20 protein-coding genes are annotated in these 24620 nt (G+C 71.0%); 11 read left to right on the forward strand and 9 right to left on the reverse strand.

Features of this window, described 5'->3' with window-relative positions; translation table 11 throughout:
• Positions 1–209: 209 nt before the first annotated feature.
• Positions 210–1256, reverse strand: a complete 1047-nt coding sequence (locus ACYVHU_RS03605; protein ID WP_498947476.1) for an MDR/zinc-dependent alcohol dehydrogenase-like family protein — start codon at positions 1254–1256, stop codon at positions 210–212.
• A gap of 276 nt (positions 1257–1532) precedes the next feature.
• Here ACYVHU_RS03605 and ACYVHU_RS03610 point away from each other — a divergent pair, with 276 nt between their 5' ends.
• Positions 1533–2408: a helix-turn-helix transcriptional regulator gene (locus ACYVHU_RS03610; RefSeq protein WP_432935715.1), complete on the forward strand. Its 876-nt coding sequence runs from the start codon at positions 1533–1535 to the stop codon at positions 2406–2408.
• Positions 2409–2754: 346 nt separating this feature from the next.
• Here ACYVHU_RS03610 and ACYVHU_RS03615 read toward each other — a convergent pair whose 3' ends face one another.
• Positions 2755–3627 (reverse strand): alpha/beta hydrolase family protein, encoded by an 873-nt coding sequence (locus ACYVHU_RS03615; RefSeq protein ID WP_200813498.1) that lies wholly within the window; start codon positions 3625–3627, stop codon positions 2755–2757.
• A 1432-nt stretch (positions 3628–5059) separates the two neighbouring features.
• Here ACYVHU_RS03615 and ACYVHU_RS03620 point away from each other — a divergent pair.
• From ACYVHU_RS03620 to ACYVHU_RS03660, 9 genes are all read left to right on the forward strand, one after another.
• Entirely contained in the window at positions 5060–5551 is a 492-nt protein-coding gene (locus ACYVHU_RS03620) for a hypothetical protein (RefSeq protein ID WP_498947478.1), read from the forward strand.
• A gap of 1170 nt (positions 5552–6721) precedes the next feature.
• Complete coding sequence (locus ACYVHU_RS03625) at positions 6722–7384, forward strand: histidine phosphatase family protein (RefSeq protein WP_498947479.1); 663 nt, start codon at positions 6722–6724, stop codon at positions 7382–7384.
• An 812-nt stretch (positions 7385–8196) separates the two neighbouring features.
• Positions 8197–8820 carry a TetR/AcrR family transcriptional regulator gene (locus ACYVHU_RS03630; RefSeq protein WP_498947481.1) on the forward strand — a complete coding sequence of 208 codons (624 nt, stop codon included), beginning with the start codon at positions 8197–8199 and terminating at the stop codon, positions 8818–8820.
• Positions 8813–9814: a glycoside hydrolase family 113 protein gene (locus ACYVHU_RS03635; protein ID WP_144290655.1), complete on the forward strand. Its 1002-nt coding sequence runs from the start codon at positions 8813–8815 to the stop codon at positions 9812–9814. Before ACYVHU_RS03630 ends, ACYVHU_RS03635 begins: the two co-directional genes overlap by 8 nt.
• Entirely contained in the window at positions 9811–10641 is an 831-nt protein-coding gene (locus ACYVHU_RS03640; protein WP_498947483.1) for a CPBP family intramembrane glutamic endopeptidase, read from the forward strand. Before ACYVHU_RS03635 ends, ACYVHU_RS03640 begins: the two co-directional genes overlap by 4 nt.
• 827 nt (positions 10642–11468) lie before the next feature.
• On the forward strand, positions 11469–12107 hold the full coding sequence (locus tag ACYVHU_RS03645; protein ID WP_159457199.1) for a TetR/AcrR family transcriptional regulator: 639 nt from the start codon (positions 11469–11471) through the stop codon (positions 12105–12107).
• 54 nt (positions 12108–12161) lie between these two features.
• The gene (locus tag ACYVHU_RS03650) at positions 12162–12800 is read left to right on the forward strand and encodes a GNAT family N-acetyltransferase (RefSeq protein WP_078759812.1); all 639 of its coding nucleotides are present in this window, start codon (positions 12162–12164) and stop codon (positions 12798–12800) included.
• Between the two features lie 773 nt (positions 12801–13573).
• Entirely contained in the window at positions 13574–14092 is a 519-nt protein-coding gene (locus ACYVHU_RS03655; RefSeq protein ID WP_078759811.1) for a P-loop NTPase family protein, read from the forward strand.
• 472 nt (positions 14093–14564) lie between these two features.
• Positions 14565–15074, forward strand: coding sequence for a DUF5956 family protein (locus ACYVHU_RS03660; RefSeq protein WP_144290654.1), 510 nt, complete (start codon positions 14565–14567; stop codon positions 15072–15074).
• Positions 15075–15356: 282 nt separating this feature from the next.
• On the opposite strand, the gene fxlM is transcribed toward ACYVHU_RS03660, so the two are convergent.
• Complete coding sequence (fxlM, locus tag ACYVHU_RS03665; protein WP_498947487.1) at positions 15357–16604, reverse strand: methyltransferase, FxLD system; 1248 nt, start codon at positions 16602–16604, stop codon at positions 15357–15359.
• A gap of 102 nt (positions 16605–16706) precedes the next feature.
• Here fxlM and ACYVHU_RS03670 point away from each other — a divergent pair, with 102 nt between their 5' ends.
• Positions 16707–17555 (forward strand): DUF2637 domain-containing protein, encoded by an 849-nt coding sequence (locus ACYVHU_RS03670; RefSeq protein WP_078760033.1) that lies wholly within the window; start codon positions 16707–16709, stop codon positions 17553–17555.
• Positions 17556–17639: 84 nt separating this feature from the next.
• Here ACYVHU_RS03670 and ACYVHU_RS03675 read toward each other — a convergent pair whose 3' ends face one another.
• The 6 genes from ACYVHU_RS03675 to ACYVHU_RS03700 form a co-directional block, all read right to left on the reverse strand.
• Positions 17640–18467, reverse strand: a complete 828-nt coding sequence (locus tag ACYVHU_RS03675) for an SAM-dependent methyltransferase (RefSeq protein ID WP_159457198.1) — start codon at positions 18465–18467, stop codon at positions 17640–17642.
• 76 nt (positions 18468–18543) lie between these two features.
• Positions 18544–19203, reverse strand: coding sequence for an O-methyltransferase (locus ACYVHU_RS03680; protein WP_432941452.1), 660 nt, complete (start codon positions 19201–19203; stop codon positions 18544–18546).
• Positions 19204–19263: 60 nt separating this feature from the next.
• Positions 19264–20745, reverse strand: a complete 1482-nt coding sequence (locus ACYVHU_RS03685) for an amino acid adenylation domain-containing protein (protein WP_432941449.1) — start codon at positions 20743–20745, stop codon at positions 19264–19266.
• A 37-nt stretch (positions 20746–20782) separates the two neighbouring features.
• Positions 20783–22009 (reverse strand): GNAT family N-acetyltransferase, encoded by a 1227-nt coding sequence (locus tag ACYVHU_RS03690; protein ID WP_078759805.1) that lies wholly within the window; start codon positions 22007–22009, stop codon positions 20783–20785.
• 47 nt (positions 22010–22056) lie between these two features.
• Entirely contained in the window at positions 22057–22254 is a 198-nt protein-coding gene (locus ACYVHU_RS03695) for an MbtH family protein (RefSeq protein WP_078759804.1), read from the reverse strand.
• Positions 22255–22277: 23 nt separating this feature from the next.
• Positions 22278–24587 (reverse strand): M28 family peptidase, encoded by a 2310-nt coding sequence (locus tag ACYVHU_RS03700; protein WP_078759803.1) that lies wholly within the window; start codon positions 24585–24587, stop codon positions 22278–22280.
• Between the last annotated feature and the right edge of the window lie 33 nt (positions 24588–24620).

Genomic DNA, 24620 nt, shown 5'->3' on the forward strand with positions numbered 1-24620 from the left:
TCCCCGCGCCGGATCGGACCGCGCTCCAAAGAAAAGGGGCGGTGCGGGCTTGGGCGCCCACCCCTCGGCGCGGCGGCCCGGTGCACGATCGGCCGCTACCCGAAACGGGGCGTCAACGCTCTCCTCCGGTTCCCCGGAGGGGAGGCTGTCGGTAAAGACGGCGGATGGCCGGGCGGCGCGCCCCCGGCGCCGATGGCCGGACCAGGAGGTCAGGGGCGGATCATCGCCTTGAGCGCCTCGCGGGCGTCCATGGCGGCGTAGCCCTTCGGGGTCTCCTCCAGGCTCACCGTCCGGTCGAAGACCCTGCCGGGCCGGACCGTCCCGTCCAGGACCGCGGGCAGGAGCCGGTCGATGTAGGCGCGTACCGGGGCGGGGCCGCCGGTGAGGGTGACGTTGGGGCCGAACAGGCTGGCGAAACCGACCGGGGCCTCCTCGTACTGGGGAACGCCGACGCGGCTGATGACCCCTCCGGGACGGACCACGCCGACCGCCTGCTCGTAGGCGGGCATGTGGCCGACCGCCTCCAAGACGATCGCGCTACCGCCGGCGGTGAGGTCGCGGACCCGCTCGATCCCCTCGGCACCGCGTTCGGCGACGACGTCGGTGGCCCCGAACTCGCGGCCGAGGTCGGTACGCGCCCGGTGCCGTCCCATCAGCACGATCCGTTCGGCGCCCAGCTGCCGGGCGGAGAGCACCGCGAGCAGGCCGACGGCGCCGTCGCCGATGACCGTGACGGTGCTGCCCTCGGTCACGCCGCCCGTGACGGCGGCGTGCCAACCGGTGCCGTAGACGTCGGAGAGGGTCAGCAGCGAGGCCAGCAGCGCGTCATCGGCGCCCTCGTCGACCGGCGCCTTCACCAGGGTGCCGTCGGCGAGGGGGACGCGGACCGCCTCGGCCTGGCCGCCGGCGGTGCCGATGCCCGGATCGCTCCAGAAGCCGCCGCGCACGCAGGAGGTCTGCAGGCCGGCCCGGCAGAACTCGCACGCGCCGCAGGAGACGGCGAACGGCGCGATCACGAAGTCGCCCGCGCGCACCGAGGTGACCTCCGCGCCGACCTCCTCGACCACGCCGACGAACTCGTGTCCCATCGGCGTCCCCTCGGCGGAGGGCGGCATGGAGTGGTAGGGGTGCAGGTCGCTGCCGCACACGCAGGCCCGGACCACGCGCACCAGCGCGTCGGTGGGCTGCTCGATCTTCGGGTCGGCGGCGTCGACGACTCGGACGTCACCGGCCCCGTACATGTAGGTCGCTCGCATGGGCCCAGTCCACACCGGTTCCGCGGCCCGGGGGAGTCCCGCTCGTTCCGAGTACCGGCAGTACCTCCCAGAGCGAGGCGCCACGAGAACGGGGCGGCCGAAGGGCCGCGGCGCGGCGGGGCACGCGCGCCCCGCCGCCGGGCCACCACGGCCGCGCTCCGAGCCACCGCGACAGGCCACCCGTGTCGCAGGTGGCGGACCGGCGGGACCCGCCCCGGCCGACGCAGGGCATGACAGTACCTCCCTCGCCGTGCGGGGCCCGCCTACCGTGGAGACATGGGCACGATGGACCTGCGCAGTGAGATCCGTGAGTTCCTGAGCTCGCGGAGGGCGCGCATCACTCCGGCGGAGGCGGGGCTTCCCGCGTACGGCGGCAACCGCCGCGTCAAGGGGTTGCGCCGCGAAGAGGTGGCGATGCTCGCGGGCGTCTCGGTGGACTACTACGTGCGCATGGAGCGCGGCAGCCTGGCCGGAGCCTCCGAGAGCGTGCTCGACGCGCTGGCCTCGGCGTTGCGCCTGGACGAGGCCGAACGCGACCACCTGTTCGCGCTCGCGCGGGAGTCGGGGGCGCGGAGCCGCCGCCGCAGGCGCAGCGCCCCGGCGACCGTCCGGCCGGTACTACAGCAGGTCCTCGACGCGATCACCGAGGCGCCGGCCTGGATCCGCAACGGCCGCCACGACGTACTGGCGATGAACCGGCTCGCCCGGGCCCTGTACTCGCCGTTGTTCGCCGACCCGCGACGCCCGGTGAACACCACCCGGTTCGTCTACCTCGACCCCGAGGCGGCCAAGGAGTTCTTCGTCGACTACGACCAGATCGCCAGGGACGCCGCCGCGATGCTGCACCTGGAGGCGGGCCGTAACCCGCACGACCATTCGCTCGTCGAACTGGTCGGCGAGCTGTCGACCCGAAGCGAGCTGTTCCGGCAGCGATGGGCCTCCCAGGACGTCCGCTTCCACCGCTCCGGGCGCAAGCGGCTGCGCCATCCGGTCGTCGGCCAGCTCGACCTGGACTTCGAGACGCTGGAGCTGCCCTCCGAACCCGGGCTGTACCTGAACATCTACACCGCTCCCGCCGACACCCCGACGGCCGACGGTCTCAAACTGCTGGCCTCGTGGGTCGCCAGTCAGGAACGGCTCCCCGCCGAATAGCCCCGCTCGGCCGGGGCGCGCCCCGAGGACGGAACGCCGGCCCGGGGTGGCGCCCAGGGCGGCGAGGACAACGGCGCCATCGGCCGGCACCGCCTCCCCGCCCGGAGAACCCGGGCGCGCGAGCGGTGTCGGCGGGGCGCGGTGTTCGAGCGTTCGGCGCGCGGACGCGGGAGCGCCGGGGAACCCGCCGCGCCCGGGGTGGTTCTCCCGCTTCGCGTCCTTCACGGCCAGGTTCCGCCGATGAGTGGACGCGCGGGGCGGTGGCCCGGAGAGGGCGATCTCCGGGCCACCGCCGTGCCGCTGTCGCCGGCGGCGGGGGCGGGCGACCCCGCGTGCCGGCGCCGACTCAGGTGGTGTGGGGGCAGGAGTCCCGGTAGTCGGAGAAGTCCGAGAAGAGCCCGGTGTCGGGCGGCGGGCACAGGAACTGCTCGTAGCGCTCGTCCTCGTCGACGAAGCGCTTCAGCCAGGAGATGCTGTACTTGGCGATGACCGTGTTGGAGATGTTGGGCGCGAAGTGGCTCGCGCCGTCCAGCTCCAGGTAGGCGCGTTCCAGGTCCTCGTCCAGGCTCTCGTAGAACGGGATGGAGTGCGTCCTCACCGAGGCGACGGTGTCGTTCTCCGCGCCGATGATCATCGTGGGCACCTCGACGTCCGACCAGTTCTTCTGGAGGTGCCAAGGCGTCAACGGGATCGCCGCGCGCAGCTCGGGCCGGTTCTCGGCGGCCGCGAGCGTGCCCCCGCCGCCCATCGAGTGGCCCATCACCGCCAGGCGGTTGCCGTCCACCCGGTCGGCCACGTCGCTGTCCTCGACCAGGTAGTCCAGGGCCGCCTCGATCTGGCGACCCCGGCTGTCGGGCTGGTCGTAGCGGGTGATGGTGTCGATGGTGAACACCACGAAGCCCTGTGAGGCGATGCGGTGACCCATCCACGCCATCGAGGACTGGCTGGCCGTGTAGCCCGGGGCGATGACCACGCCGCCGAAGGTGCCCTCGCTGGTGTCGGTGGGGTAGTAGATCGTTCCGCCGCCGAACCCGCTCACCAGGGACGACACGGTATCGGTGTCGGTGTCGAAGTAGCCGCGCACGGCGGTGACGCTGGACTCGGTCGGCGCGGGGCCACGCTCGTAGGGGTTGGACGCGTGGGCCGGGGCGGTGACGCCCGCGGTCAGGCCGGCGGCGAGGGACAGGGTCACGCCCACGCGCGCGGCGAGCCGTGACATCCGGGACAGGGGGGTGCGGCGACCGCCGTCGGTCTCTTCGGGGGAAATGGAATGCGTTAGCACGACATGTTCCTTTTCTCGTGCAGTGGGGATCCGCGTGCCTCGCGTTGGACGCGGACCGGGGACTCCCGTGGGGGAAGGCCGACGGCTTCGCGCGGTGGGGGGTAGGGGGTCGGGGGTGCGCGGGGCCGACGGCGGACCGCCCGGCCTTTCGGTGACAGAAAGGCACGGTACGGGAACCGAGAGTACGGATCCCTACGGCCGTGGGAACACTATGGTGTCGTTTTAGCGAATTTGCAACTGTTAGATCACCAAGAGTGATTGGTTTAAGTTCGCGGATGTCCAGAGGGTCTTGCCCTGGTTCGCGGGGTGGCCCGACCGGATGATCACTACGTGGGGCTCACCATCCTGCGTCCCGCCCGCGAACCGGCGGAAATAGGCGCCGGGTGTTCGGGGGGCTGCGGCCACATCGTGGAACCCGCTGCGCCGGAACATGTCGCTCCACGACGGGACCACGGTCGTCGTCGGGAGGGGGCGACCGGTCTTCGGCGATCACCTGAAGGCTCCCTTGGGGCCCTGTGCGTCGTGATCGGCCGGGCCGGGTCTTCGCCGCGCAGGCCGGTGCCCGGCCCAGAGTGACGCCTGGGAAAGGGGAGACGCCATCGTCAGGCGTATTCGGCCGGCTGTGGCCACCGTTGAGCGCGCCCCGGCCGACCGCGAACGCGGGGGCGGCGATCGCGCAGGATCTTCCGGCGCTTGATCCGGGTGAAGGTGTGCTCGGCGCGGGATCCCGCTTGTGAGAACGGTTGTTCTCCCTGCGGCGGCGATGCGGGATGAGCAGGCCGGTGCCTTGGCGGCCGCCGGCGACCGTCGTCGTGGCACCGGCGGCGGTTCTGGTGCCGGGTTCCTTCCAGCCTCGGGAGCCGTGCCGGTTGCCGGGCAAGGCCCGACTGGTAACGGCGACCGGACGGGGCGGCGTCGACGACATGGTGGGCGGTGGTCTTCGGCCTGCCCGGCGATCGTGCGGTCGCCAGGGTGCCGTCCACGGTGGGCACGGTGCTCTCGCCGGCGTGGCCGGAAGGCGGGGAACCGGCCGAGAAGGTCGATAACCCGGCCGGCCGCCGACTTCGAGACACCGAAGAGCGGCGCGAGCCGCCGCATCGCCGGGTTCGCGCGCCATTACGCCGTGGCCGGCGGGAAGCGATCCTCCGGCGACGGACTCCACGGGCGGCCGCGCTGTCGATCCGCGGCCCGCTCGCGCGGTACGGCGGCTATCGGCGTGCCGAAGCAGCGTGGGGCCCGGCCCTGTGCAGGGACCCGTCCAGAACGGCGCCGACCCCGTGATCAGGTCAGCCGCACCGTGATCGTCTCGCTCTGGGCGAGGTTGCCGAGCGACGAGCCTGGCTCACGGATCGGCAGCAGAATGCTGCCCATGGGCGACGAGAATCGGAACGAGGCTGAGGCGCGGGCATTCCTGTCGGCCGCGATCGAGGTGGCCGGGTTGCTGGGCCTCGACACCGCGGCGAGCGTGCCGGAAGACCGGCGCGCGCGGCATCTGGCGCATGCGGTGCGCGGTCCACTGCTCGAACGTGTCAGCCTGCCCGAGGAGTTTTCCGTACCGTTGATGGCCGCGGCCGTATACGACCCCGACCCCAGTTTCTGCCGTTGGTTCATCGAGCCCGCGCTCTACGCGTTCGGGCGCCGGCGAGTGGCGGAGGCACTGCTCGACTATGCCCGGACGGGGACGGAAGCGGAGCGGGCGGGCGCCAAGCGGGCTTGGTACTGCGCCCACGTGCCGCTACGTGCTGGCCGGTCCCCGGCGTACGCGCCGGATGGAAGCCGTGATCCGGCTCTCGACGAGTCACGCGACGTGGTGGCCGAGTGGCTACAGCACATCGCCTCACAAGATCACAACAACCCCTGATCCTACGCACACGGTCACGGGACGGGTTTCGGCCGGGGAAAGCGCGATTTCGAGTTCTGGTGACGCCTCGCTTTCGGTGGCTGGTGGTGTGACCGCTCGCCGATCGGCTGGAAGTGCGGCAAGCTCCTGGAGGGATGCGTCTCTCAGGGGGTAAGCCGGCAGCAGAAGAAACCGGCGATTCGCGTCGTTGAAGGTGCGGACATTGGAAGCGGCGTGTTCGGCTACGGAGCCGACACCGTTCAGTGGGTGATTCCCCGGTTCTTGGGGGCCGTGAAGAAGAAGATATCGGGCGCGGCCTGGCAGTGGTCGAATCGGCAGGGCGCCCGGTCTCCTGGCGGAAGCGCCGGGATATCGTTCTCATTCTTGCGGAATCCGCCTCCGGGAGCGCTGAGTGGTGCTGAGAGGCCATTGGGCGGTGCCGCCTGGAGCGGCGGCCTCCGTGTTCGTTTCCCTGTTTTCTCCGGTGTCCTCCCCGGTGCTGAGTGCGGAAAACGGTGGGATTCCGGCGGAAGAGATGTTCTTCGGTTCCGTGGTCCCATCGTTTTCCGTGTGGTTCTTCCTGGAGGCCGCGCTCTGTCTCGCAATGAAATTCGGAGAATCCGGCCGTGGCCGAGAACTTATCCGCCAGGGTGGCTGTTTCAGTTCGGATGATCGATCGAGACGCCTGTGAGAGTGGTGTGGAGATATCGACTCGCGACGGACGGTCATGCGGGTCCATCGGCTTGGGGATCTCTCCCGGATGTGCTGGCCGGGTATCCGACGAATCGACGACGTGTGGAAAAGTCAAGGGCCTTCCTGGAAGAGAGGGGGGATGGGGAGGGGCGGCGCTGGCCATCGGAAAGCCGAATTTCAATATCCTTTCCCTCTGCTCGATTCTCTGCGCGTTTTCCATGGTCCATCTGCTTCTGGATGCTGTTCAATGACCTCCGCTACTCCGAGAACTCCGGGATCGTGATCGGTTGCCGCGGCGGCGGGGGAGCGGCGGCGTCGGGGCTCTGGAGAGGGCGAGGCGGTGACCGTCGAGAACCCCGCGGGCGCGCCCTTCCGGGGAGCGCCGGCGCCCTCCGGAGGCAGGAGGCGGCGAGTCGCAGCCGCCCACGTGCCCACCTGAGACGAAACGCACCTCCCCCATCCCCTGCCCCGGGAGCGTCGATACGGCACGATGAAGACGTGCGCCTCTCGATACTCCGCCACGGCCAGACCCCCTCGAACGTGATCGGCCTGCTCGACACCGCCGCCCCGGGACCCGGGCTGACCCCCCTCGGCGAACGCCAGGCCGAAGCGGTACCGGCCGTGCTCCGGGACCGCCGGATCGACGCGATCGTGGTGTCGTCCCTGGTGCGGACGCGGCTCACCGCGGCTCCCCTGGCCGGCGAGCTCGGGTTGGAGCCCGTGGTCCTGGAAGGGGTGCGCGAGGTCGAGGCCGGCGACCTGGAGATGGCGGGCGACCCCGCGGCGCACCAGACCTATCTGGACACGGTGTTCGCCTGGGCGCGCGGCCACGTCGAACGCCGCATGCCGGGGGGCTTTGACGGGCGGGCGTTCCTGGGCCGGTTCGACCACGCCATGGAGCAGATCGCCGCGCACGGCTGGGACGAGGTCGTCGTGGTCTCCCACGGCGCCGCGATCCGTTCATGGGCCAGCGCCCGCGTCGCCGGCGTCGACGTCGCCGAGGTCGAGCGCACTCCGCTGGCGAACACCGGCATGGTCGAGATCGAGGGGGACCCGGCATCGGGCTGGCGGCTGCTCGACTGGACCAGCGGCCCGGTCGGTGGCGTCCACCTCACCGCCCTGCGGGAGAACGACCCGACCGGCGAGGCCATCGACGCCTGAGCGACCGCCCGCGGGGCGTCCCCCGATCTGGCCGCGCACCCGTCACACACACGGTCCCGTGACTCCCCGGCGCTTGCCGCCGGCACCCGCGGCTTCCGCGCGCGGGCGCGGTGACGTCCTTCCTCTCCTGGCCCAACGCATCCTCACCGGCGGCTTCCGCGTCCGGACACGGTGACGGGCCTCGGCGGCTGCCCACCCACCTCGCGCGAGGCCGACGCCTCGCGCCCGTGAGTGAAGGGAGTGTCCGCCGACCGGAACACGCGGAGCCAGCCACTGTTCGGCAGCGCGCGCCCACCTCACCGTCGCCCCCGGTCCGGCGTCTCAGAACCGCCGGGAGACGGCCCGCCCCCCGCCCGGGGCCGGCCAAGGGGCGGGGCGGGCCGTCACACCGCCCGGAGCCGGGTGATCGCGGCCGGTCCGGCCTCCGGCGCCCCGGTGAACCTCCGAAGAGGACCGCGGAATCCGCCGGAGTGTTCTCCGCCCGCTCTGGAACAGGCCGCTCGCGGCCTGGGAAGGTCCGCGCGTCGGCCGTCGGCGCCGCGCTCCGGAGCCGTCCCCGATGGCCGAGTCACGCCGCTCGCCAGGTGGACGTCCAGCGCCGGCGCTTCTCCACACGCTGTCACCCCTGCCCGCGGGCTCGTCAGGGCACTGGGCGGATGGCCCCGAACGCCATGGCGGCGGGTTCGCGGCCCGAGGATGTGGACCCTCCTCCGCCACGGGACACGGCCACCTCCACGACCGCCGCGTCACGATCCTCCGCGATGGGGGACCGGTCGGAGTCGACTTCAGACCGATTGTTCTAATATCAGAACATGCGGTCTAAACCGGTAGGGCGAGCGGGATCCAGGTCATTCACCGAGACGGCTCGGCGCGAGCAGCTGACCTGGGCCGCGGTGAGGACGGTCAACGAGCTCGGTTACCACCGGGCCTCGCTGGCGGAGATCGCGAAGCGGGCGGACATCGCCAAGAGCGCGGTGGTGTACTACTTCTCCTCGAAGGAGACGCTGCTGCTCGAGGTGGTCCAGTCGGCGTTCGCGGCGTTGGGGGAGGAGGTCCTGGCCGCGGTGCGGGACGCGGACGGCACGGCCGCGCGGCTGCGCGCGTACGCGGACGCCTACCTGGGCCATGTCGACACCCACCGCGCCGCGATCGCCGCGGCGGTGGAGATCGCGGTCTCCCATCGCACCGCCGATGGCCGGCCGCTGTACCTCGTCGAGAACGACGAGGACACGGCGCTGCTGCGCGACATCCTGGCCCGTGGCATCGACGACGGCACGTTCCGCCCGATGCCGCTCGATGTCGCGGTCGGACTCGCCGAGAGCGTCCTGGACCGGTCGATCACCGTCGTCCAGCGCGACCCCCACGCCGATCTGGGCGAGTTGCGCAGGCACGCCGTGCCGTTCCTGTTCCGCGCCCTGGGGGCGGCGGATGCGTGACCCGGTTCGGGGGATCGGATATGACGCCGGGGTCGTGTACGAGAAGAACTTCGACAGCAACCCGGTTTTCTCCGAGCGGTCCGCGCGACGCGACTACCGCGCCATCCGCGCCGAACTCGGCTGCGACGCCGTGCTCGTCATGGCCGGCGACCCCGGCCGGCTCGCGGTCGCCGCGCGCTGCGCGGCGGAGGAGGGCCTGGGGGTGTGGCTGCAGCCGCGCCCGTTCGACAGGCCCGTCCCCGTGCTGCGCGCGGCCGTCCGGGCCGCGGCGGACACGGCCGAGCGGCTGCGCGCGGAGGGCGCCGAGGTGGGGCTGGTCGTCGGCTGCGAGCTGACCTTGTCCACGCCCGGCATGCTTCCGGGACCGACGTTTTGGACCAGGGGGACGCTGCTGACGGTGACGTTTCCGCTGCTGCCCCTGGCGAACGCGCGATTGCGGCGGCTGCTCGGCGCTCTCGTGCGCGATGCCCGGGAGCGGTTCGCGGGCCCGGTCTCCTACGGCGCCGGCTCCTGGGAACGGCCCGACTGGGAGCTCTTCGACGTCGTCGGCGTGGACCGCTACCGTGACGCCCGCAACGCGTGGCGGTTCGAGGACGACCTCCGCGCTCTCGTCGACCGCCAGCACGCGCGCGGCAGGCCCGTGTACGTCTTCGAGTTCGGCACGTGCGCCTACCGTGGCGCGGCGCAGAGGGCCTCCACGGCCGCCGGGGTCCTCGGCGGACGCGGCGAGCCGACCGTGCCCCGCCGACTCGTGCGCGACGAGCGCGAGCAGGCCGACTACCTCGTCGAGCTGCTGGACGTCTTCGACCGGGTGGGCGTCGACGGCACCTTCGTGTGGGGGTTCAGTGAGCCCGCGCTGACCAGGTCCGATGAGCCCGGCCGTGATCTCGACCTCGCCAGTTACGGCGTCGTCGCCGCGCACGCCGACGGCACCTGGACCCCCAAACAGGCCTATCACGCCCTCGCGCACCGCTATGGAGGAAGCCCCGCATGACCACACCCCCCACTCCGAGACGGCGTGGCCTCGCGTCCGCGGCCTGGCGGATCGCGCTCGCCACCACCGCCCTGGGAACATGCGTCGCCGCCGGCGCCGCCGTCCTGCCCGCGGGCGACCCGTCCGACACGGCGGTCCTGATGGCCAGGATCGCCTTCGGCGTCGCGATCAGCGCCCTGATGGTCGGGCTCATCGCCGTCCTCGCCCGCCGGGCCGACCGGGAGACCCTGCGCGGCATCGGGGTCACGACCAATCGGGTGGACTGGCGGCTCGCGCTGTGGGGCGCCGCGGTCTGGACCGTTCCCGCCGCTGCCGCCTTCGGTGTCCTCGCCCTCCTGGGAGCGCCGTTGACGGTCACCGTCTCCGCCGCGGAACTCGCGCGGACAGGGCTGCTGCTGCTCTTCGCCGTCCTGGTGGTCGAGGCCGTTCCCGAGGAGGTGGTCTTCCGCGGCTACGTCACCACCGTGCTCGGCCGAGTCACGCGCGGCTGGTGGATCATCGTCGTCCAGGCGCTGCTGTTCACGCTGTTCGCGGGTCTTCTGCGGCAGAACTGGAACCCGCTGGACCTCTCGCTCTTCGTCACGATGGGGATCGGCTTCGGCTACCTTCGCATGCTCACCGGCTCCGTCTGGATGCCCATCGGGTTCCACGCCGCGTTCCAGACCGGGGCGCAGCTCATCCTCGCCCACGACGCCGTGGAGTTCGCCGGTGGGACCGGCGCGGCCATGCTCGCCCTCGGGGCCGTCCCCTTCAGTGTCGCCGCCGTCCTGGTCACCGCGGCCGGCGTGCCCCGAAGCGTGGCGGCCACCCCGGGCGGGATGGACTGAACACGCGGATCCCGTTGCACCACCACGCCAGTCGAGACCGCCCGCGGCTGTCGTCCCAGGCGGAGGGGAGAGAGACCCGCTGCCTCACTGGAGCGCGAAGCCGATAGCGGGGCGGAATCCGCCATCGGGACGGCGCCGCCCGTGTCCGTTCCCCTCGGTAACCGTAGTCACTCCCTGGCCCACGGGCAGCGGCTCTTCGCCGCCGCTGCTCTGGAGAGGACGCGCGCCCGGGCGCTGTTCGACACACACGGCCTGTGTGACGATCGCCTTTTCCAGTCTGCCCTGCACGCCGCCCACAGCGCGGATGATCAAGCTCTGGGCGCGGACATCCCCTGGCATTCGTGGGGGTCAGCCTCAGTGGTGCAGGTCCTGGCCCCGGACGGGAAAGTGCTCGGGGCGGGATTCGTGGCCGCCGACAGGCTGATGGTGACGTGCGAGCATGTCCTCCCCTCCGCGACCGTCCCCGGTGACCGGGGGCGGGTGTGCTTCCCGCGGTTGGAGGGGGCGCCGGTGGCCGGCGCGCAGGTCGGGGTCGTGGACCCGACGGCACTGCGGCTGGACCTGATGCCCCGGGGCGCTGTTGTGGCGAGGGCGGCGTCGGGATGCAGTGGGCACCGGGTGTCCTCCTGCGGGTTCCCGCCCAGACCTTCCGGCAGGGGCGTTAAGGCTTTCCGGGGCACGTGGGCGGCCGCGGCCGCGGACTTCGTGGATCTTCCCGGTCGGGCGCGTCTTTCCGGCCGCTGCTCATCCGTTGTCGGCGATGGCTTCGTTGGTCATGTGACTTGGCCAACTGGCCAAGTCGTATGGCCAACTGTTACCTTGGGCGCATGAGTCACCAGGAGGACGCGGCGCCCCGCAAGCAGATCAGCGCGGACGAGCGCCGCCGGCGGCTTCTCGCGGCAGCGCTGCGCGTGATGAAGCGCGAGGGGATCGCGGCGGCGACCACCCGCGCGATCTGCGCGGAGGCGGGCATGCCACACGGGGCCTTCCACTACTGCTTCCGGTCCAAAAGAGAGCTCTACGGGGCCCTGCTCGCAAGCGACATCGAGATCGACCTGGCCCCCGTCTGGCCGGAGATCTCCCCGGCGGCGAGTCCGCGGGAGAACATCCGCACGCTGCTGCTGGCGTACTGGTCCCAGGTCGAAGCCGATCCCGACGCGCAACTGGTCCTTTTCGACCTTGGAAGCTTCGTGCTGCGCGACCCGGAGCTCCGGGAACTGCCCAGGGGGGAGTACGCGGCGTCCCTCGAAAAGGTCACGGGCTACATCGTCCGTCTGGGAGAGGAGGCCGGCCTCACCTATCTGTGTGAGGAGCGCGCGATCGCTGAACTCGTGGTCACCACGCTCAACGGCGTCGCGTGGTCGTGGCTCGCCCACCGTGATGGCGTGGCGGCCCGGGCGAGCCTCGAGAGGTTCGCGGAACTCGTCGCGGGTCTCGCCAGGAACAAGACCGACCGCTCGATGTGACCGCCACCGGCGGACCGAGCAGAACTCCTCTCCACAGACGAAGGACGGACAACCATGGCCGACATTGTCTACCGCCCCTACCACGAGCGCGATGCCGCGGACGTCAAGTCGATGATCAACGAGGCGTTCCACATCCACCGCTACATGAAGAAGAAGCACCTGCTCAACAGCGCCCTGGAGGTCTACCTGCGTGAACGCCTGCTGGCCAGCACCTACACGCGGGTCGCCGTCAAGGACGGGCGGGCGGTCGGAGTGATCATGGGGCGGGTGCCCGGCCGTCCCCGGGTTCCCCATGCCGGCCGGAACAGGCTGCTGACCTGGTTCCACATGGGCCGGATCGCTGTCACGGGCTTGTCCGACCTGCCGTCACTGGCGCAGTACTTCAAGTTCGACGGCGTTTACCGGAGGCTGCGCCACAGCACGTCCGCGCCGTTGACCGACGAACTCACCCTCTTCGCCGTCGACGCGTCCACCCGGGGAACCGGTGTCGGAAAGGTCCTGTACCAGGACTACCTCCGGCATCTGCGGGACCAAGGCCGGACGGACTTCTACCTGTACACGGACTCGCTCTGCTCGTACGGGTTCTACGAGAGCAGGGGCATGACCCGCGCCGCGGCCGAGGAGATGCAGATCCGGCTGGACGGCGAGACGGAGCCTCTCGGCGTCTTCCTGTACGCGGGACAAGTCCGCTAGGAAACCGGGCGGCGCGGCCACGCGCGAGCAGCGCGGCGGGCGGGGTTCTCGGGGGCGTGTCAGGAGCATGGCGTCCTGGAAAGATCCGAAGTGGGAGTGTTTCCGGATTGGCTGGCCGGACGGCCACCGCCGTTACGAACGTCGATCCGGGTGGTGTGCGGCCTCGGTCGTTATCCCCCTCCCCTCTCTTCTGTCATCACAGGTTCACCGAAGAGGGCGAACCCCTGGTCGTGTTGGGAGGCAAGGGATTTCTCGTTGCCAGACCCTCATGCTGCTTTCAACGGCCTTGTCGGCGCCTTCCCTGAAAAGGGAATAAGGGTAAGTGCCGGGTCCGGGCAGAGCCACCTTCCCTGCCGGTTCGTCAAGGAGAGGCGTGACTGTAACTACTCCTGTTGGAGACAGGAAAAACCCAGTTGCCGCCTCCGCGTCGCCCCCTTGGGGTGGTGGAGAGGTATCCCAGTGTTCAAGGGTGAAGCGACTCTTCAATGATTCTTTGGCGGTGTCAAGAGGAATTTGACTCGTCGTCTCTCCGGTGACTGGGAGATGCGATTTCTGCGCAGAAAACTGGTCGCCGTGGATGTCGACAATTCCGTGCGTTGGTCGGGTCGAAACCTCAACAGGGAACGCGGAATGCGTGTCATCTTCCTCTGCTGGGTCGCTTTGCCCCTAAAACCCTCTCCGCTCAAAGTCCGGTTTTCCTTAGCTGAAGCCGAGGCGCAGTGTATGCGCCTATTTCACTCCTCTTCTCCCTCGGCTTGGGTAGCGTCGGGTCCATGGACCAGCGGATCGTGATCATCGGCTGTGGGGGTTCCGGCAAGACCACTCTGGCCAACCGTCTGGCCGTGGGCTTCGGCATTCCGGTGACACACCTGGACGCCGTCTACTACGACGACGAGTGGAACCCGCTGCCACAGGAAGAGTTCGCCGCCGTCCAAGAGGAGCTGGTGGCCGATCCGGAATGGGTGATCGACGGCAACTACGCCTCGACCCTGCCGATCCGGCTACGTCGCGCCACCACCGTGGTCTTCCTCGATCTCCCGCCGTTGCCGTGCCTGTGGGGCATCGCCCAGCGCAGATGGCGTCACGGTGGTGGACAGGACGGCCGGACCGGGGTCTACAACCGCATCACCTGGGATTTCATCCGCTACGTGTGGAACTACCGCACCACGATGCGACCTCGGGTGCGGGCTTTGATCGCCGAGCACGCTCCCCACGTCGAGGTGCACGTCGCGACCTCGCGCAGAGCCGCCGATCGATTGGCCCGAAGGATCATCACCCGCCTCACGGACTGACCGAACGGATCGGAGACGCGAGTGTCCGATGACCCACCCCTTCCTCGACCCCGAACAGGTCCATGGTCACCCTGCGCAGCACCCACCTGGGGCGCCTTGATCAAGCCGCAACGAGACTAAGGGGAACGCCGTCTACGGAAATGCCAGAGCGCTGTCGGATCCTTTGACGTGGTCATCCGTACCCGGCTGAACGGTCGAGTCCCTTTGTGTGAGACCGCCTCCATTGAGGAATCGGGTCCGGAGTCGCTGTTCGACGAGGCCCACGCGCGGTGTCGTGCGGTCGAACCTAACTGGCCCGGCATGAACTGCGGAATGTTCATGGTGGACAATGAGCTCGGCCAGTTCGAGGTCAGCGAGATTAACCACCGGGAGAACACGGGTGTTCTACTGCCCGCCGATCGTTGCTGGGGACGAGTCCTGTTCTTTCCCTCTGGAGTGACGCGGCGAACGGCTCGAAAGGTTGGAGGTGTTCGTGGAGGCGCGTTCGTGGTCCGCATATCCGATCGTTCCGGAACCACCGATCGGAACCGGCGCGGGTGAGGACCGGGAGCGGCGATTCGCCGAGGTTCCCGAATCCGGATGGCACGCTTTGGTCACGTGGGCGATCGGTCCCGACCACGTGGTCCGCTGCCTGGACCTGCGTCCCCCCGAACCGGTCCGTGTGGTCTATGGAAGGAAAGGGCGGCGTACCGTCCAGGTCGAGGAGAGGACCCGCGGGGATCGGTCGGCCGTGGACGCGCAGATCCACGACTACCTCACCGATGCGCGGGTGCCCTCACAGCCGTGCGGGTACCGGTGGTTCGTCGAACTCCCCGACGGAGTCGACGACGGCGATCAGCTCTTCGGCCGTTTCAGAGCGGGACTGCTGGACATCCCGGCCGGCCACCGGCCCTCCCGCGAGCGCGACGCCATGATCGCGGCCGCCGAGGCTCTGTATGGGGCCGCACCTCGAAGACGGCCTGAGCAGCCCCCGGATGACTGACCCGGCATGGCGACGGCCCCGCGCTTCACGGCGCGGGGCCGTTTCGTACGTGAGGCCTCCCCGCCTCGGACACCCCCTCGGTCCCGCATTTCAGACCGGAGCGGCCGGGGCCTCCCACGGAACCCCCGGTTCCGGGCGGTCAAGGTGAGCGAGCACCACGGCGGATGCTCGTGTGCGGTCGCGGTCTGTCCGGCCTGGTGGGCGTGTTCCCACAGGCCGGCCACGCGCCGGGCGAGGGGCCGAGCGGGGCGGGGCGCGGAGTGCCCGGTGACGTCCAGCGCGTCACTCCCAGGTGAGGGTCATCGGGTTGTTCGGGCGGTCCAGCACCAGGCGGCCGGCGTCGCTGTCGGGCCGGGGACGGGTGTCCGGGATGCCGAAGCGGACGGTGCGGTCGCGGTACCCCTGATCCCAGGTGACGATCTCGCGCGCGACCTGTTCGGCGAGCCGCTGTCCTGCGATGCCGTGTCCGATGACGCCGACCTCGTAGCGTTTACCGCCGTCGGGGCCGGGGGCGGCGGCGCGGATGGTGAGGTAGGCGAAGCCGTCTGCGGCGGCGGTGGCCATGGCCACGGTGGGAAACGCCGGCTTGACCAGGCCGCTCTCCCTGGCCGAGGGGTCCACTTCCATGCGCATGAGGGGGTTGGGCAGCCGACAGGCCAGCCACAGGAACAGCCATTCGAAGGACTCCATCGGAGCGAAGCACGCCCCGGTCCAGCTTTCGTGGCGGGCTGTGGCGAACACCCCGGCAAGAGCGTCGGGGTCGGTGGCATGAGCGTTGTCCCGGTGGGTCTGCAGCCGCACCTCCGCGGTTCCGGTCAGGTCGATGACACCGCGGGCGTCGTCGCCGATGCCGCGCAGCGGCATGAACGTGCACATTTCACTACCGCGGTCGACCCAGCCGCCCTCACCGCGTTCGAAGATGATGCTGCGGGAGACGGCGCCGGCCAGCCGGACGGGAACGACCAGGCGGCCGCCAGGGGTGAGTTGCTCCAGCCAGGGGGTGGGGATCTCGAAACAGCCGACGGTGGCGATGACGCGGTCGAACGGTGCCGTTTCGTCGTGGCCGAGCGCGCCGTCGGAGACGACGACATCGACACGTGGGATACCGGCGGCGGCGAGGTGCTCGCGGGCGCCCGTGACGAGGTCGTCGTCGATGTCGATGGTGGTGACGTGACCGGCCGTGCCGGTGATCGTGGCCATGAGGGCGGCGTTGTAGCCGGTGCCCGCGCCGAGTTCGAGGATCCTGTGACCGGGGCGGATCTGGAGCTGCTCCAGCATCAACGCGACGATCCTCGGCTGGGAGGCCGCGCTGATATGAACGCCGGTCTCGTCGTATTTGGTGTAGACCGGCTCGTCGGCGTATGCCGTGGGAAGCGGGACGCCGGGCAGGAAGAGGTGCCGCGGCACCTGCCGCAAGGCGGTCTCCACAGCGGGGGTACGGACCGTGCCGTTCTCGACGAGCTCGTCGACGAGCTTGGCGCGCAGCTCGTCGACGGAGGCGGCGGAAGCATCACTCACAGTAGTCGTCACTCGGGAGACCTTACTGGTGTGGAACGGCGGTGGTAGCGGAAACGCCCCCGGAGTTCTCCCATGCCCGGCCCATCGGCCGGACCGGGCGCGTACCAGGCACTGATGTGGACCCGGGTGGGGACGGATCCGTCCTGTCGCCATCGCCTTGGCAAGGGCGCGCCCTCTCGCCGACGGTCATGGAGGCGGTGGTGGGCGGCCCAGCGTCTGCGTCGGCGCTCACGTACTGGTTCGCCCGGTCGGGCCTGGCCGACGCCGTCATCGAGCGGGCGAGCGCGGACAGGCCGATACCTGTCCCGACGCCTTCCGCGTGCGCGGTCAACGCCCGCGCGACCCCATCCCCGCCCTGCTCGCCGAAGTCCTCTCCGCGCACTGGGACGGTCCCTGATCATCGCTGATCCGGGCCATGGTCCTGCGGACGGCGACGCCTACCGGGGACCGGAGGAGATCCTCGCCGGCCCGGGCGGGATCACCGCCGCCCAGTTGGCCGCCGGGCCCCATCCGCCCCCTGAGGCGGCCGGACGCACCGGCCCGAAGCGGCCCTGGCCCGGCTGGAACAGTGGGCCTGCGGCGGAACCTGCCGCCTGCCCACCGGCGAGGGGCGGCAACGGTGCGGATCGGTCGATCCGTGAGCCGGCCAGGCCGGCGGTCCGCGGTGTGGCGGCGGTGGCCGTGGTGGTGTCCTGCCGGCACGCCCATGCCGTGGTCACCCGGTACGGCGAGACCGGGATGGCGGCGTGGATGATCCCGTTGACCGTCGACGGTCTGGTCCATGCGAGCTCGATGGTGATCCTGGACGCCGCGCGCAACCGGTCGAAGGCGCCGGTGCCGGCGTGGGTCCTGCCGTGGGCGGACCGTTCCGGCGCCCGAGGAGTCCGAGAAGAACCGGCCGGGCACCGTGACCCGGGAGACGGAGACCCGGCACGGGACATGCCGCCGACGGCCACCGGGTGAGCCCCTGGGCCCCTTCCCGGGGCCGGGATTCACGCGGTGGCCGTCGGTGCGCCGAGGAGGCCCCGCGGCGGCGGAGCCGAACCGCTAGCCGGGGTTACGCGCGGAGACCAGGGCGTAGCCGAGCTCCGGGGTGTGTTCGATCCTGCGCGCCTCTTCGACCCGCTTCTCGAACTCCTCGACGCCGATCGCCCGCACATACTCGTCGCGGCAGGAGAGCGCCCCTTCGATGAAGTAGCGGATCGAGCGCCGCGTGTTCCGCATGGCGTCGGTGACCTCGGTGGGGATCAGCCCGGCCTTTTCGAGGAGGTCACCGTACTCGTCGAACCTCGCCATGGCGTAGGTCTCCTCGGTCGAGGACGCGCCGGCGGAGTTGTAGCGTTCCTGCGCCGAGACCTCGTGCACGGTCAGGTCCGCGATGGAGACCCGGCCCCCGGGGCGCAGCACGCGGGCGATCTCGCGCAGCACCTGGACCTTGTCCGGCATGTGGACCATCGATTCCAGGGCCATCACGCCGTCGAACGAATCGTCCGGGTAGGGCAGTGACATCGCGTCGGCCACCTCGTAGCGCACCCGGTCGTCCAGCCCGGCCGCACGGGCGCCTTCGGTGGCGACCTCGATCTGGCGTGGGCTGATCGAGATGCCGACGATCTCGACCTCGTAGCGGCGGGCGAGGCGCAGGGCGGGGGAGCCGGTCCCGCAGCCGATGTCGAGGATGCGCTGCCCGGGGCGCGGGTCGAGGCGCGAGATGACCTCGTCCGTCATCCTGTCCAGGGCCTGGCCGAAGGTGCTCTGGTCGTTCTCGTCGTCCCAGTAACCGTAGTGGAGGTTGCCGTTCCACAGCTTCGCCACGACGGTGGTGATCTCGTCGTAGGCGTCGGCGACCTTGGAGCTGTCCGGGGCGTTCTGCGTCATTGGGCCTCCTGGTGTGTCAACGTGGTCGCTTTCCATAGGGGCGGGCGGGAGTGCGTCTTCGCCGGGGCCTTCGGGGTCAGTTCTTCTTGCGGGCGAGGGTGAGGCCGTCGCCGACGGACAGCAGCACCAGTTCGACCCGCTCGTCGGCCAGGGCGTGGTCGTTGAAGCCGCGGATGCCCTGGACGGCGTCGGAGGTCTTGGTGGGGTCGATGACCTCGCCCGCGTAAAGGGTGTTGTCGGCCAGGATGAGGCCGCCGGGGCGGACGCGCGGGACGATTTCGTTCCAGTAGTCGATGTAGCTCTGCTTGTCGGCGTCGATGAAGGCCATGTCGAACATCGGGTCGCGGGGGAGCGCGCGCAGGGTGTCCACCGCGGGGCCGATGCGCGAGGTGATCTTGTGCGCCACGCCGGCCTTCTCCCAGTAGCGGCGGGCCATCGACGCCCACTCTTCGTTGATGTCGCAGGTCAAGATGGTGCCGTCGTCCGGGATTCCAAGGGCCAGGCACAGGGACGAGTAGCCCGTGAACGTGCCGATCTCGATGATGTCGCGGGTGTGGGACAGCTGGGCGAGGAGCGTCATGAACCTGCCCTGCTCCGGACTGATCTGCATGATGACCGAGTCCGGGTGCCGGCGCTCGTTCTCCGCGGCGAGTTCCTGCAACACCGAGGCCGGCGGAGTGCTGTGTTCGACCAGGTATTCGTAGAGCTTCGGGCTGAAGATCTCGGAGGTGATCACCGGGTTCCCTTCATGACGCGGACGAGTGGACGGTCGTCTCTTCTGGTGGAGCGCACGGGGTCAGGTCATTTTCCGCAGTGCCTCCAGGTCGGTCTTCCCGGTGCCGCTGATGGGCATGGTCGGCTGCCGGCGGAACAGCGCGGGGACCATCTGCCGGGGGAGGTGTTCCTGGAGGAAGGCGCGGAGTTCCCCCGCCGAGGGTGCGTTCTCCGCGGCCGCGACGAAGTGCGCCGCGAGCATGGTCTCGCCCAGAGGGCTGAGGACGTCGACCACCGCGCACTCCTCGACCCCGGGATGTCTGCGCAGGGCCGCCTCGATCTCCCCCAGCTCGATCCTGTGGCCGCGCAGCTGGACCTGGCGGTCACGGCGCCCGAGGTAGTAGAGCGTGGCGCCGTACAGCCTCGCCCAGTCGCCGGTGCGGTAGGCCGCCTCTCCGTCGACCGTCACGAACCGCCGCGCCGTGGTCTCGGGCCGGTTCAGGTAGCCCGACGCCAGCCCCGCCCCCGACACCAGGAGCTCGCCCGGTTCCCCTTCGGGGACCTCTTTCAGCGTGTCGTCGACGAGGCGGACCCGCAGATGCGGCAGCGGCCGCCCGATGGGGGTGTGCCCGGGATCGGCGCTCGGGGGTGGCGGGTCGAGCGGGCAGCTGCTGACGACGACCGCGGTCTCGGTGAGGCCGTAGAGGTTGTACATCCGGGCCTGCGGCGCGGCACCGGTCCGCTTCCAGCGGGCGACGGTCTCCAGGTTCACGGCCTCCCCGCCGAGGAAGACGCGGCGCAGCGCGGGCAGCGGAGCGGGGTCGCCCTCCAGGGCGGACACGAGGTAGCCGAATTCGGTGGGGACCTGGTTGAGGACGCTGACGCCTTCGGCCCGCAGCAGGTCGAGGAAGCGCACCGGGTCGTGCGTCCTCTCTTTGGAGACCACGATCAGCCGGCCCCCGCTCAACAGGGCTCCCCACAGCTCCCAGACGCTGAAGTCGAAGGAGGGGGAGTGGAAGAGCGTCCACACGTCACCGGGCGTGGGGGCGATGAGGGGGCGCGCCGCGTCGAGCATCGCCAGGACCTGGCGGTGACCGACGACCACCCCCTTGGGGTGTCCGGTGGACCCGGAGGTGTAGATGACGTAGGCGGCCCCCTCGGCGATCTCCTCCTTCGCGTGGGGGGTCCGGCCGGTGCGCGCCACGCGGGGAGCACCGCCGTCCTCGTCCCATTCCACGATGGTCGAGAGCCGGGCGTCCTCCTCGATATAGGTCTGCCGTTCTTCCGGGTAGTGCGGATCGATCGGGACGTAGGCGGATCCGTGCGCCAGGATGCCGATGATCCCCACCGCGATGTCCACCCCGCGGGGCAGGCGCAGACCCACCAGGCCGCCGGGGGGCACACCGGCGTCGTGCAACGCGCGGGCCAGGGCCGACGCCCGCTGCTTCAGCCGGGCGTAGGTCAGCGCCCGCGAGTCGTCGCGGACCGCCACCGCGTCCGGACGCTCACGCACGACCTGCCAGAGTCTGCCGTGCAGGCTTGTCGAGGACTGTCCCAAAAGCATGTTCCTCACCTCGGAGAGGGGCCGTGGGGCGTCGGGGCTAGAAGATCTCCGGGCAGTGCGGTTCCCGGTCCTCCAGGAACGCGGCGGACAGGTCGCGGGCGACGCCGCGATCGACGATGTCGACCGTGCCCGCCGCGGCCAGCGTCCCCAGCCGGGTGCCGCCCAACAGGAGGGCGCCGAGGTCGGCGATGTCCATCCGTAGGTGGGGGGCGGCGGTGACGGGGTGGGCGTTCGCCGTACCGTCCGATTCGACCCTCAGGCGCCACCGGCCCTGGTTCCATGGACAGAGGCGGTCGGTGACCTCCAGCACCGCCTCGACGGGGCGGGCGTAGCGTCGGGCGCCGAGCGCGCGCTCCAGGTCGACCACGCGCACCCAGAGGTTGTCGCTGAGCTGTGGCCGGGGCGCGCGCAGGTCGGAGAGCAGGTCGAGGAGGGGTTCGTCGGGCGCCACCGAGTCCACCGCGATCTCGGCCACCAGGTCCAGGTCGAGGAGGTGACGCCACAGGGACCGGTAGGCCTGCGGGGTGGCCGCGACCAGTTCCACCACCGTGACCGTGCAGGCGGCGCCGAGGTCGTTGAACGCCGGGGCGACCCGGTACACCGCGTACCCCTGCGGGTGCACGGCGAACCGGGGAGGGTCGTCGGGGGCGTCGGCGCCGAGGATCTGCGCCCAGTGCCGGTGGTCGCGCTGCAGCCACCCGGTCCGCTGGGCGGACACCTCCGTGTAGGGCAGGAGCAGGCGGGGGTCATCCGGCGCGCACTCCACCTCGTCGACCAGGCCGTCGGTGTCCAGGCCCGGCCGAAACGCCGCCCGGCCGGGCACCCGGATCCGGGCCTGGCGCGTGGCGATCCCATAACCGAACCGCCGGTAGATGCCGCTTTCCGAGGCCAGCAGGATGCTGATGGGCTGCTCGCCGCGCCGGTAGGTCTCGTCCAGCTGCGCGCGTACCAGTGCGGTGAGCCCGCCGCGGCGACGGTGGGTGGCGGTGATCGACATGCCGGTCATGGCCGCGGCCGGGCACTGACGCTCTCCGGGCAGTGTGATGGTCCGAGCGAACGCGCCCCCGCCGCCGACCAGCCGTTCACGGTGGAAGACGCCGTGGAAGCGCTCGGAGCCGAACCGGTCCAGGTAGCGCCGGCGCTCCTGGGGGCCGGGGCGGTTGAAGAACACGGCGGCGGCGACGTCGTGGAAATCCGCGATCTCATCGGCGTCGAGCCTGCGTGCGACCAGCCGATCGTCGGCCCGGCCGGTGCTGTCCGGCATTTCGCCTCCTGGTTGCTTGAACGGTCCGTCTCGCCACGACTTCGATGTCAGGAGGGGGAGACCTCGGAGGCGGAGGCGTGGAGCCCTTCGATGTGGGCGAGGCAGTGCGCCCTGGTCCCGGAGAAACCCGCGGCGCGCCAGCCCGGGGGGATGTCGCGGTTTCGCGGCCACAGCGAGCGGTCTCCGGCCTCGTTCACCACCACGGTGCAGGGGTAGTCCGGGTCGTCCGACAGGAAGGCGGACATGGGGGGCTCCTTTCGTGCGAGGTTCACAGGGTCTTCTCCGTGACGGCCAGGGTCCCGTTGGACCATCCCTCGACGTCGAGGCAGGCCGCGGGGGTGTGGGCGGGGTTCCCCGCGGGCGTGGGGAAGCGGTCGTCCCCGGCCGGGTTAGGGAGGCCGTCGGAGCGGTCGGCCACGCGCAGCAGCACCGGTTCGCGCGTCAGCTCCAGCACCAGGCGGAAACCTTCGGCGGGGACGGCGTGCAGCCACAACTCCCACGGCCCGTCGTCGGCGGGGGAGGTGGGGACGGAAGCCGGCCCCCCGACCAGTGACCAGGAGCGCACCGCGCCGGAACGCACGGCCAGCGAGATCTGGCGGGCTCCTCGGGGGGAGGACACGTCGACCACCACGCGCCGCCCGTGCTCGTGCGTTTTCTCCGAGACCACGTCGAGCACGGGGGGTGGCAGCTCCAGCAGGGCTGCCGGCGCGTGCAGGAGGTCCCTGTTCCACCCCGGGAAGTAGACGTCGAGGGGGCCTTTGCCGGGGCGGTCACCCAGGAACGGCCGGGTGGCCTCCCCCGGCGCGTCGTCGGTGCTCAGCCAGAACGCCCGCCGCCGGTCGGTGTCGACCAGGTACATCAGCGCATAGGGGTGGGGGCGGTCCGGCGTCGGGCGCGCCAACCGGAACTGGCGTAGGGCCAGCGCGCCGGCGGCCGTCAGGCAGGTCCCCAGCAGCAGGCGCCGCGTCCGCTTCCCGGTCTGGCGCCACATGAGCGGTCCGGCGAGCTCTCCGCCCAGCTGTAGCAGCGCCATGGCCGGTACGGCGATCCGGGGGGTCAGCCCCTGGTAGGTGAGCGCGGCGCGCGGGGCGAGCAGCGCCACGGCGGGGACGGCCGCCGCCACCTGCCCGAGGAGGCGGACGCTCGACCTCGGGGAGGTGGCCGTGAGCAGGGCGATCCCGCTGCCCACCAGGGGCAGGGCGGGAAGATGCGCGGCGCCGGGCAGCCACCGGGCGCAGCCCAGGGCCGCGGCGGCCAGCGGGACCGCGGCCGAGGCCATCCGGAGCTCGTCCAAGCCCGGTCGGCGGGTGGCCGCACCGGCCATCGAGAGCAGCCCCAGCGTGGCGAACAGCTCCTCGGAGCGGTAGAAGTCGCCGTGGCGGCGGAACTCCGGGCGGACCCGGCCCAGCAGGGACACCAGCCCCTGGGCGGCCAACGCTCCTCCCGCCAGCCGCCCCCACAGCGCCGCCTGCCCGCGCAACAGGTCGCGCGGCGAGATGCCGGACCTTCGCATCCAGCGCGCGAGGGCCCCCGCCCAGAGCGCGGCCGCGGCGGCGGCCAGCGGGCCGGCCGCCCACCGGGGATAGGAGAGGGTCACGCCGTTGGCGACGGTGAAGTAGGCCGACTCCCGCTCCTCAAGAGCGGACAGGTCGGTGTTGCGCAGCCGCTCGGCGAGCGCGAGTGCGAGCTCCCCGTGGTGTTGCAGACTGGCGGGATCGACATGTTCGATGTCGTCCAGGCGCGTGTGGTAGTAGGCGAAGTCGCCGATGTGGGCGAAGTTGAGTCCGGGAATCCCCCACGCGCGCGCGACGGCGAAGTCGGTGCTGTTGGGGATGCGCCGGTACACCTCGCCGAACAGGGAATCGACGAAATGGGGAAGGCCGCTGCGGGTCAAGGCCGCCACCAGGTCCGCTTCGCCGGACCCGGTCTCGAACATCAGGACGGGGCCGGAGGTGCCGCGCGCCTCGAAGTTCAGCATCGCGCCGACCCGCCGGGCCAACGGCTCCTCCTCGAAGAGCGCTTTGGCGCCCAAGAGCCCCAGTTCCTCGCCGTCGGTGAGGGCGATGACGACATCGTTGCGGCCCGGACCGCGGCTCTGCAACGCGCGGGCGACCTCGACCAGCGCCGCGGCCGGGACGCCGGCGTCGCTGGCCCCGGGCCCCTGGGCGACCGAGTCGTAGTGGCTGGTCAGGAGCACCGCCTTGCCTCCGGGGGACGTTCCCGGCAGGCGGGCCACGATGTTGTGGATCTTGCCGGCGGCCAGGTTGGCGGGGCCGTAGGGCATGCGGCCGTACCCCTCGGCGGCCACGGTCTCCTGCACGTGGACGTCGAATCCCGCCCGCGTCAACTCCTCGACCAGGTAGGCTCGGGCCTTCTCCGCGGCGGGGGAGCCGGTGGGCCGCGGCTCCCGCGCGATCGTGTGCAGATGGCGTTGCGCCCGCTCCGCCGAGAAGTGGTCGGGCGGAGCCTCGGCAGTGACCGGCGCGGGCGGGCGCATGGCCCGGATCGCCGCCGCCGCCCCGGCCACAAGGGCCAGCGGCAGCCCGACCCCGGTCAGTGCCTTGGCGATGGGGGGCATGGACGTTCTCCTTCTTCGGAGCCGACGGTGGTC

The sequence above is a fragment of the Marinactinospora endophytica genome (genome assembly GCF_054780875.1).

Bases quoted from the DNA above. Each gene is read 5' to 3' on its own strand.
- ACYVHU_RS03690 (WP_078759805.1), bottom strand. From the start codon at position 22,009: ATGCCGGACAGCACCGGCCGGGCCGACGATCGGCTGGTCGCACGCAGG.
- ACYVHU_RS03670 (WP_078760033.1), top strand. From the start codon at position 16,707: ATGTGGACCCGGGTGGGGACGGATCCGTCCTGTCGCCATCGCCTTGGC.
- ACYVHU_RS03695 (WP_078759804.1), bottom strand. From the start codon at position 22,254: ATGTCCGCCTTCCTGTCGGACGACCCGGACTACCCCTGCACCGTGGTG.
- ACYVHU_RS03635 (WP_144290655.1), top strand. From the start codon at position 8,813: ATGCGTGACCCGGTTCGGGGGATCGGATATGACGCCGGGGTCGTGTAC.
- ACYVHU_RS03655 (WP_078759811.1), top strand. From the start codon at position 13,574: ATGGACCAGCGGATCGTGATCATCGGCTGTGGGGGTTCCGGCAAGACC.
- ACYVHU_RS03615 (WP_200813498.1), bottom strand. From the start codon at position 3,627: ATGTCACGGCTCGCCGCGCGCGTGGGCGTGACCCTGTCCCTCGCCGCC.
- ACYVHU_RS03645 (WP_159457199.1), top strand. From the start codon at position 11,469: ATGAGTCACCAGGAGGACGCGGCGCCCCGCAAGCAGATCAGCGCGGAC.
- ACYVHU_RS03650 (WP_078759812.1), top strand. From the start codon at position 12,162: ATGGCCGACATTGTCTACCGCCCCTACCACGAGCGCGATGCCGCGGAC.
- ACYVHU_RS03675 (WP_159457198.1), bottom strand. From the start codon at position 18,467: ATGACGCAGAACGCCCCGGACAGCTCCAAGGTCGCCGACGCCTACGAC.
- ACYVHU_RS03620 (WP_498947478.1), top strand. From the start codon at position 5,060: ATGGGCGACGAGAATCGGAACGAGGCTGAGGCGCGGGCATTCCTGTCG.
- ACYVHU_RS03610 (WP_432935715.1), top strand. From the start codon at position 1,533: ATGGGCACGATGGACCTGCGCAGTGAGATCCGTGAGTTCCTGAGCTCG.
- ACYVHU_RS03685 (WP_432941449.1), bottom strand. From the start codon at position 20,745: ATGCTTTTGGGACAGTCCTCGACAAGCCTGCACGGCAGACTCTGGCAG.
- ACYVHU_RS03640 (WP_498947483.1), top strand. From the start codon at position 9,811: ATGACCACACCCCCCACTCCGAGACGGCGTGGCCTCGCGTCCGCGGCC.
- ACYVHU_RS03700 (WP_078759803.1), bottom strand. From the start codon at position 24,587: ATGCCCCCCATCGCCAAGGCACTGACCGGGGTCGGGCTGCCGCTGGCC.
- ACYVHU_RS03630 (WP_498947481.1), top strand. From the start codon at position 8,197: ATGCGGTCTAAACCGGTAGGGCGAGCGGGATCCAGGTCATTCACCGAG.
- ACYVHU_RS03605 (WP_498947476.1), bottom strand. From the start codon at position 1,256: ATGCGAGCGACCTACATGTACGGGGCCGGTGACGTCCGAGTCGTCGAC.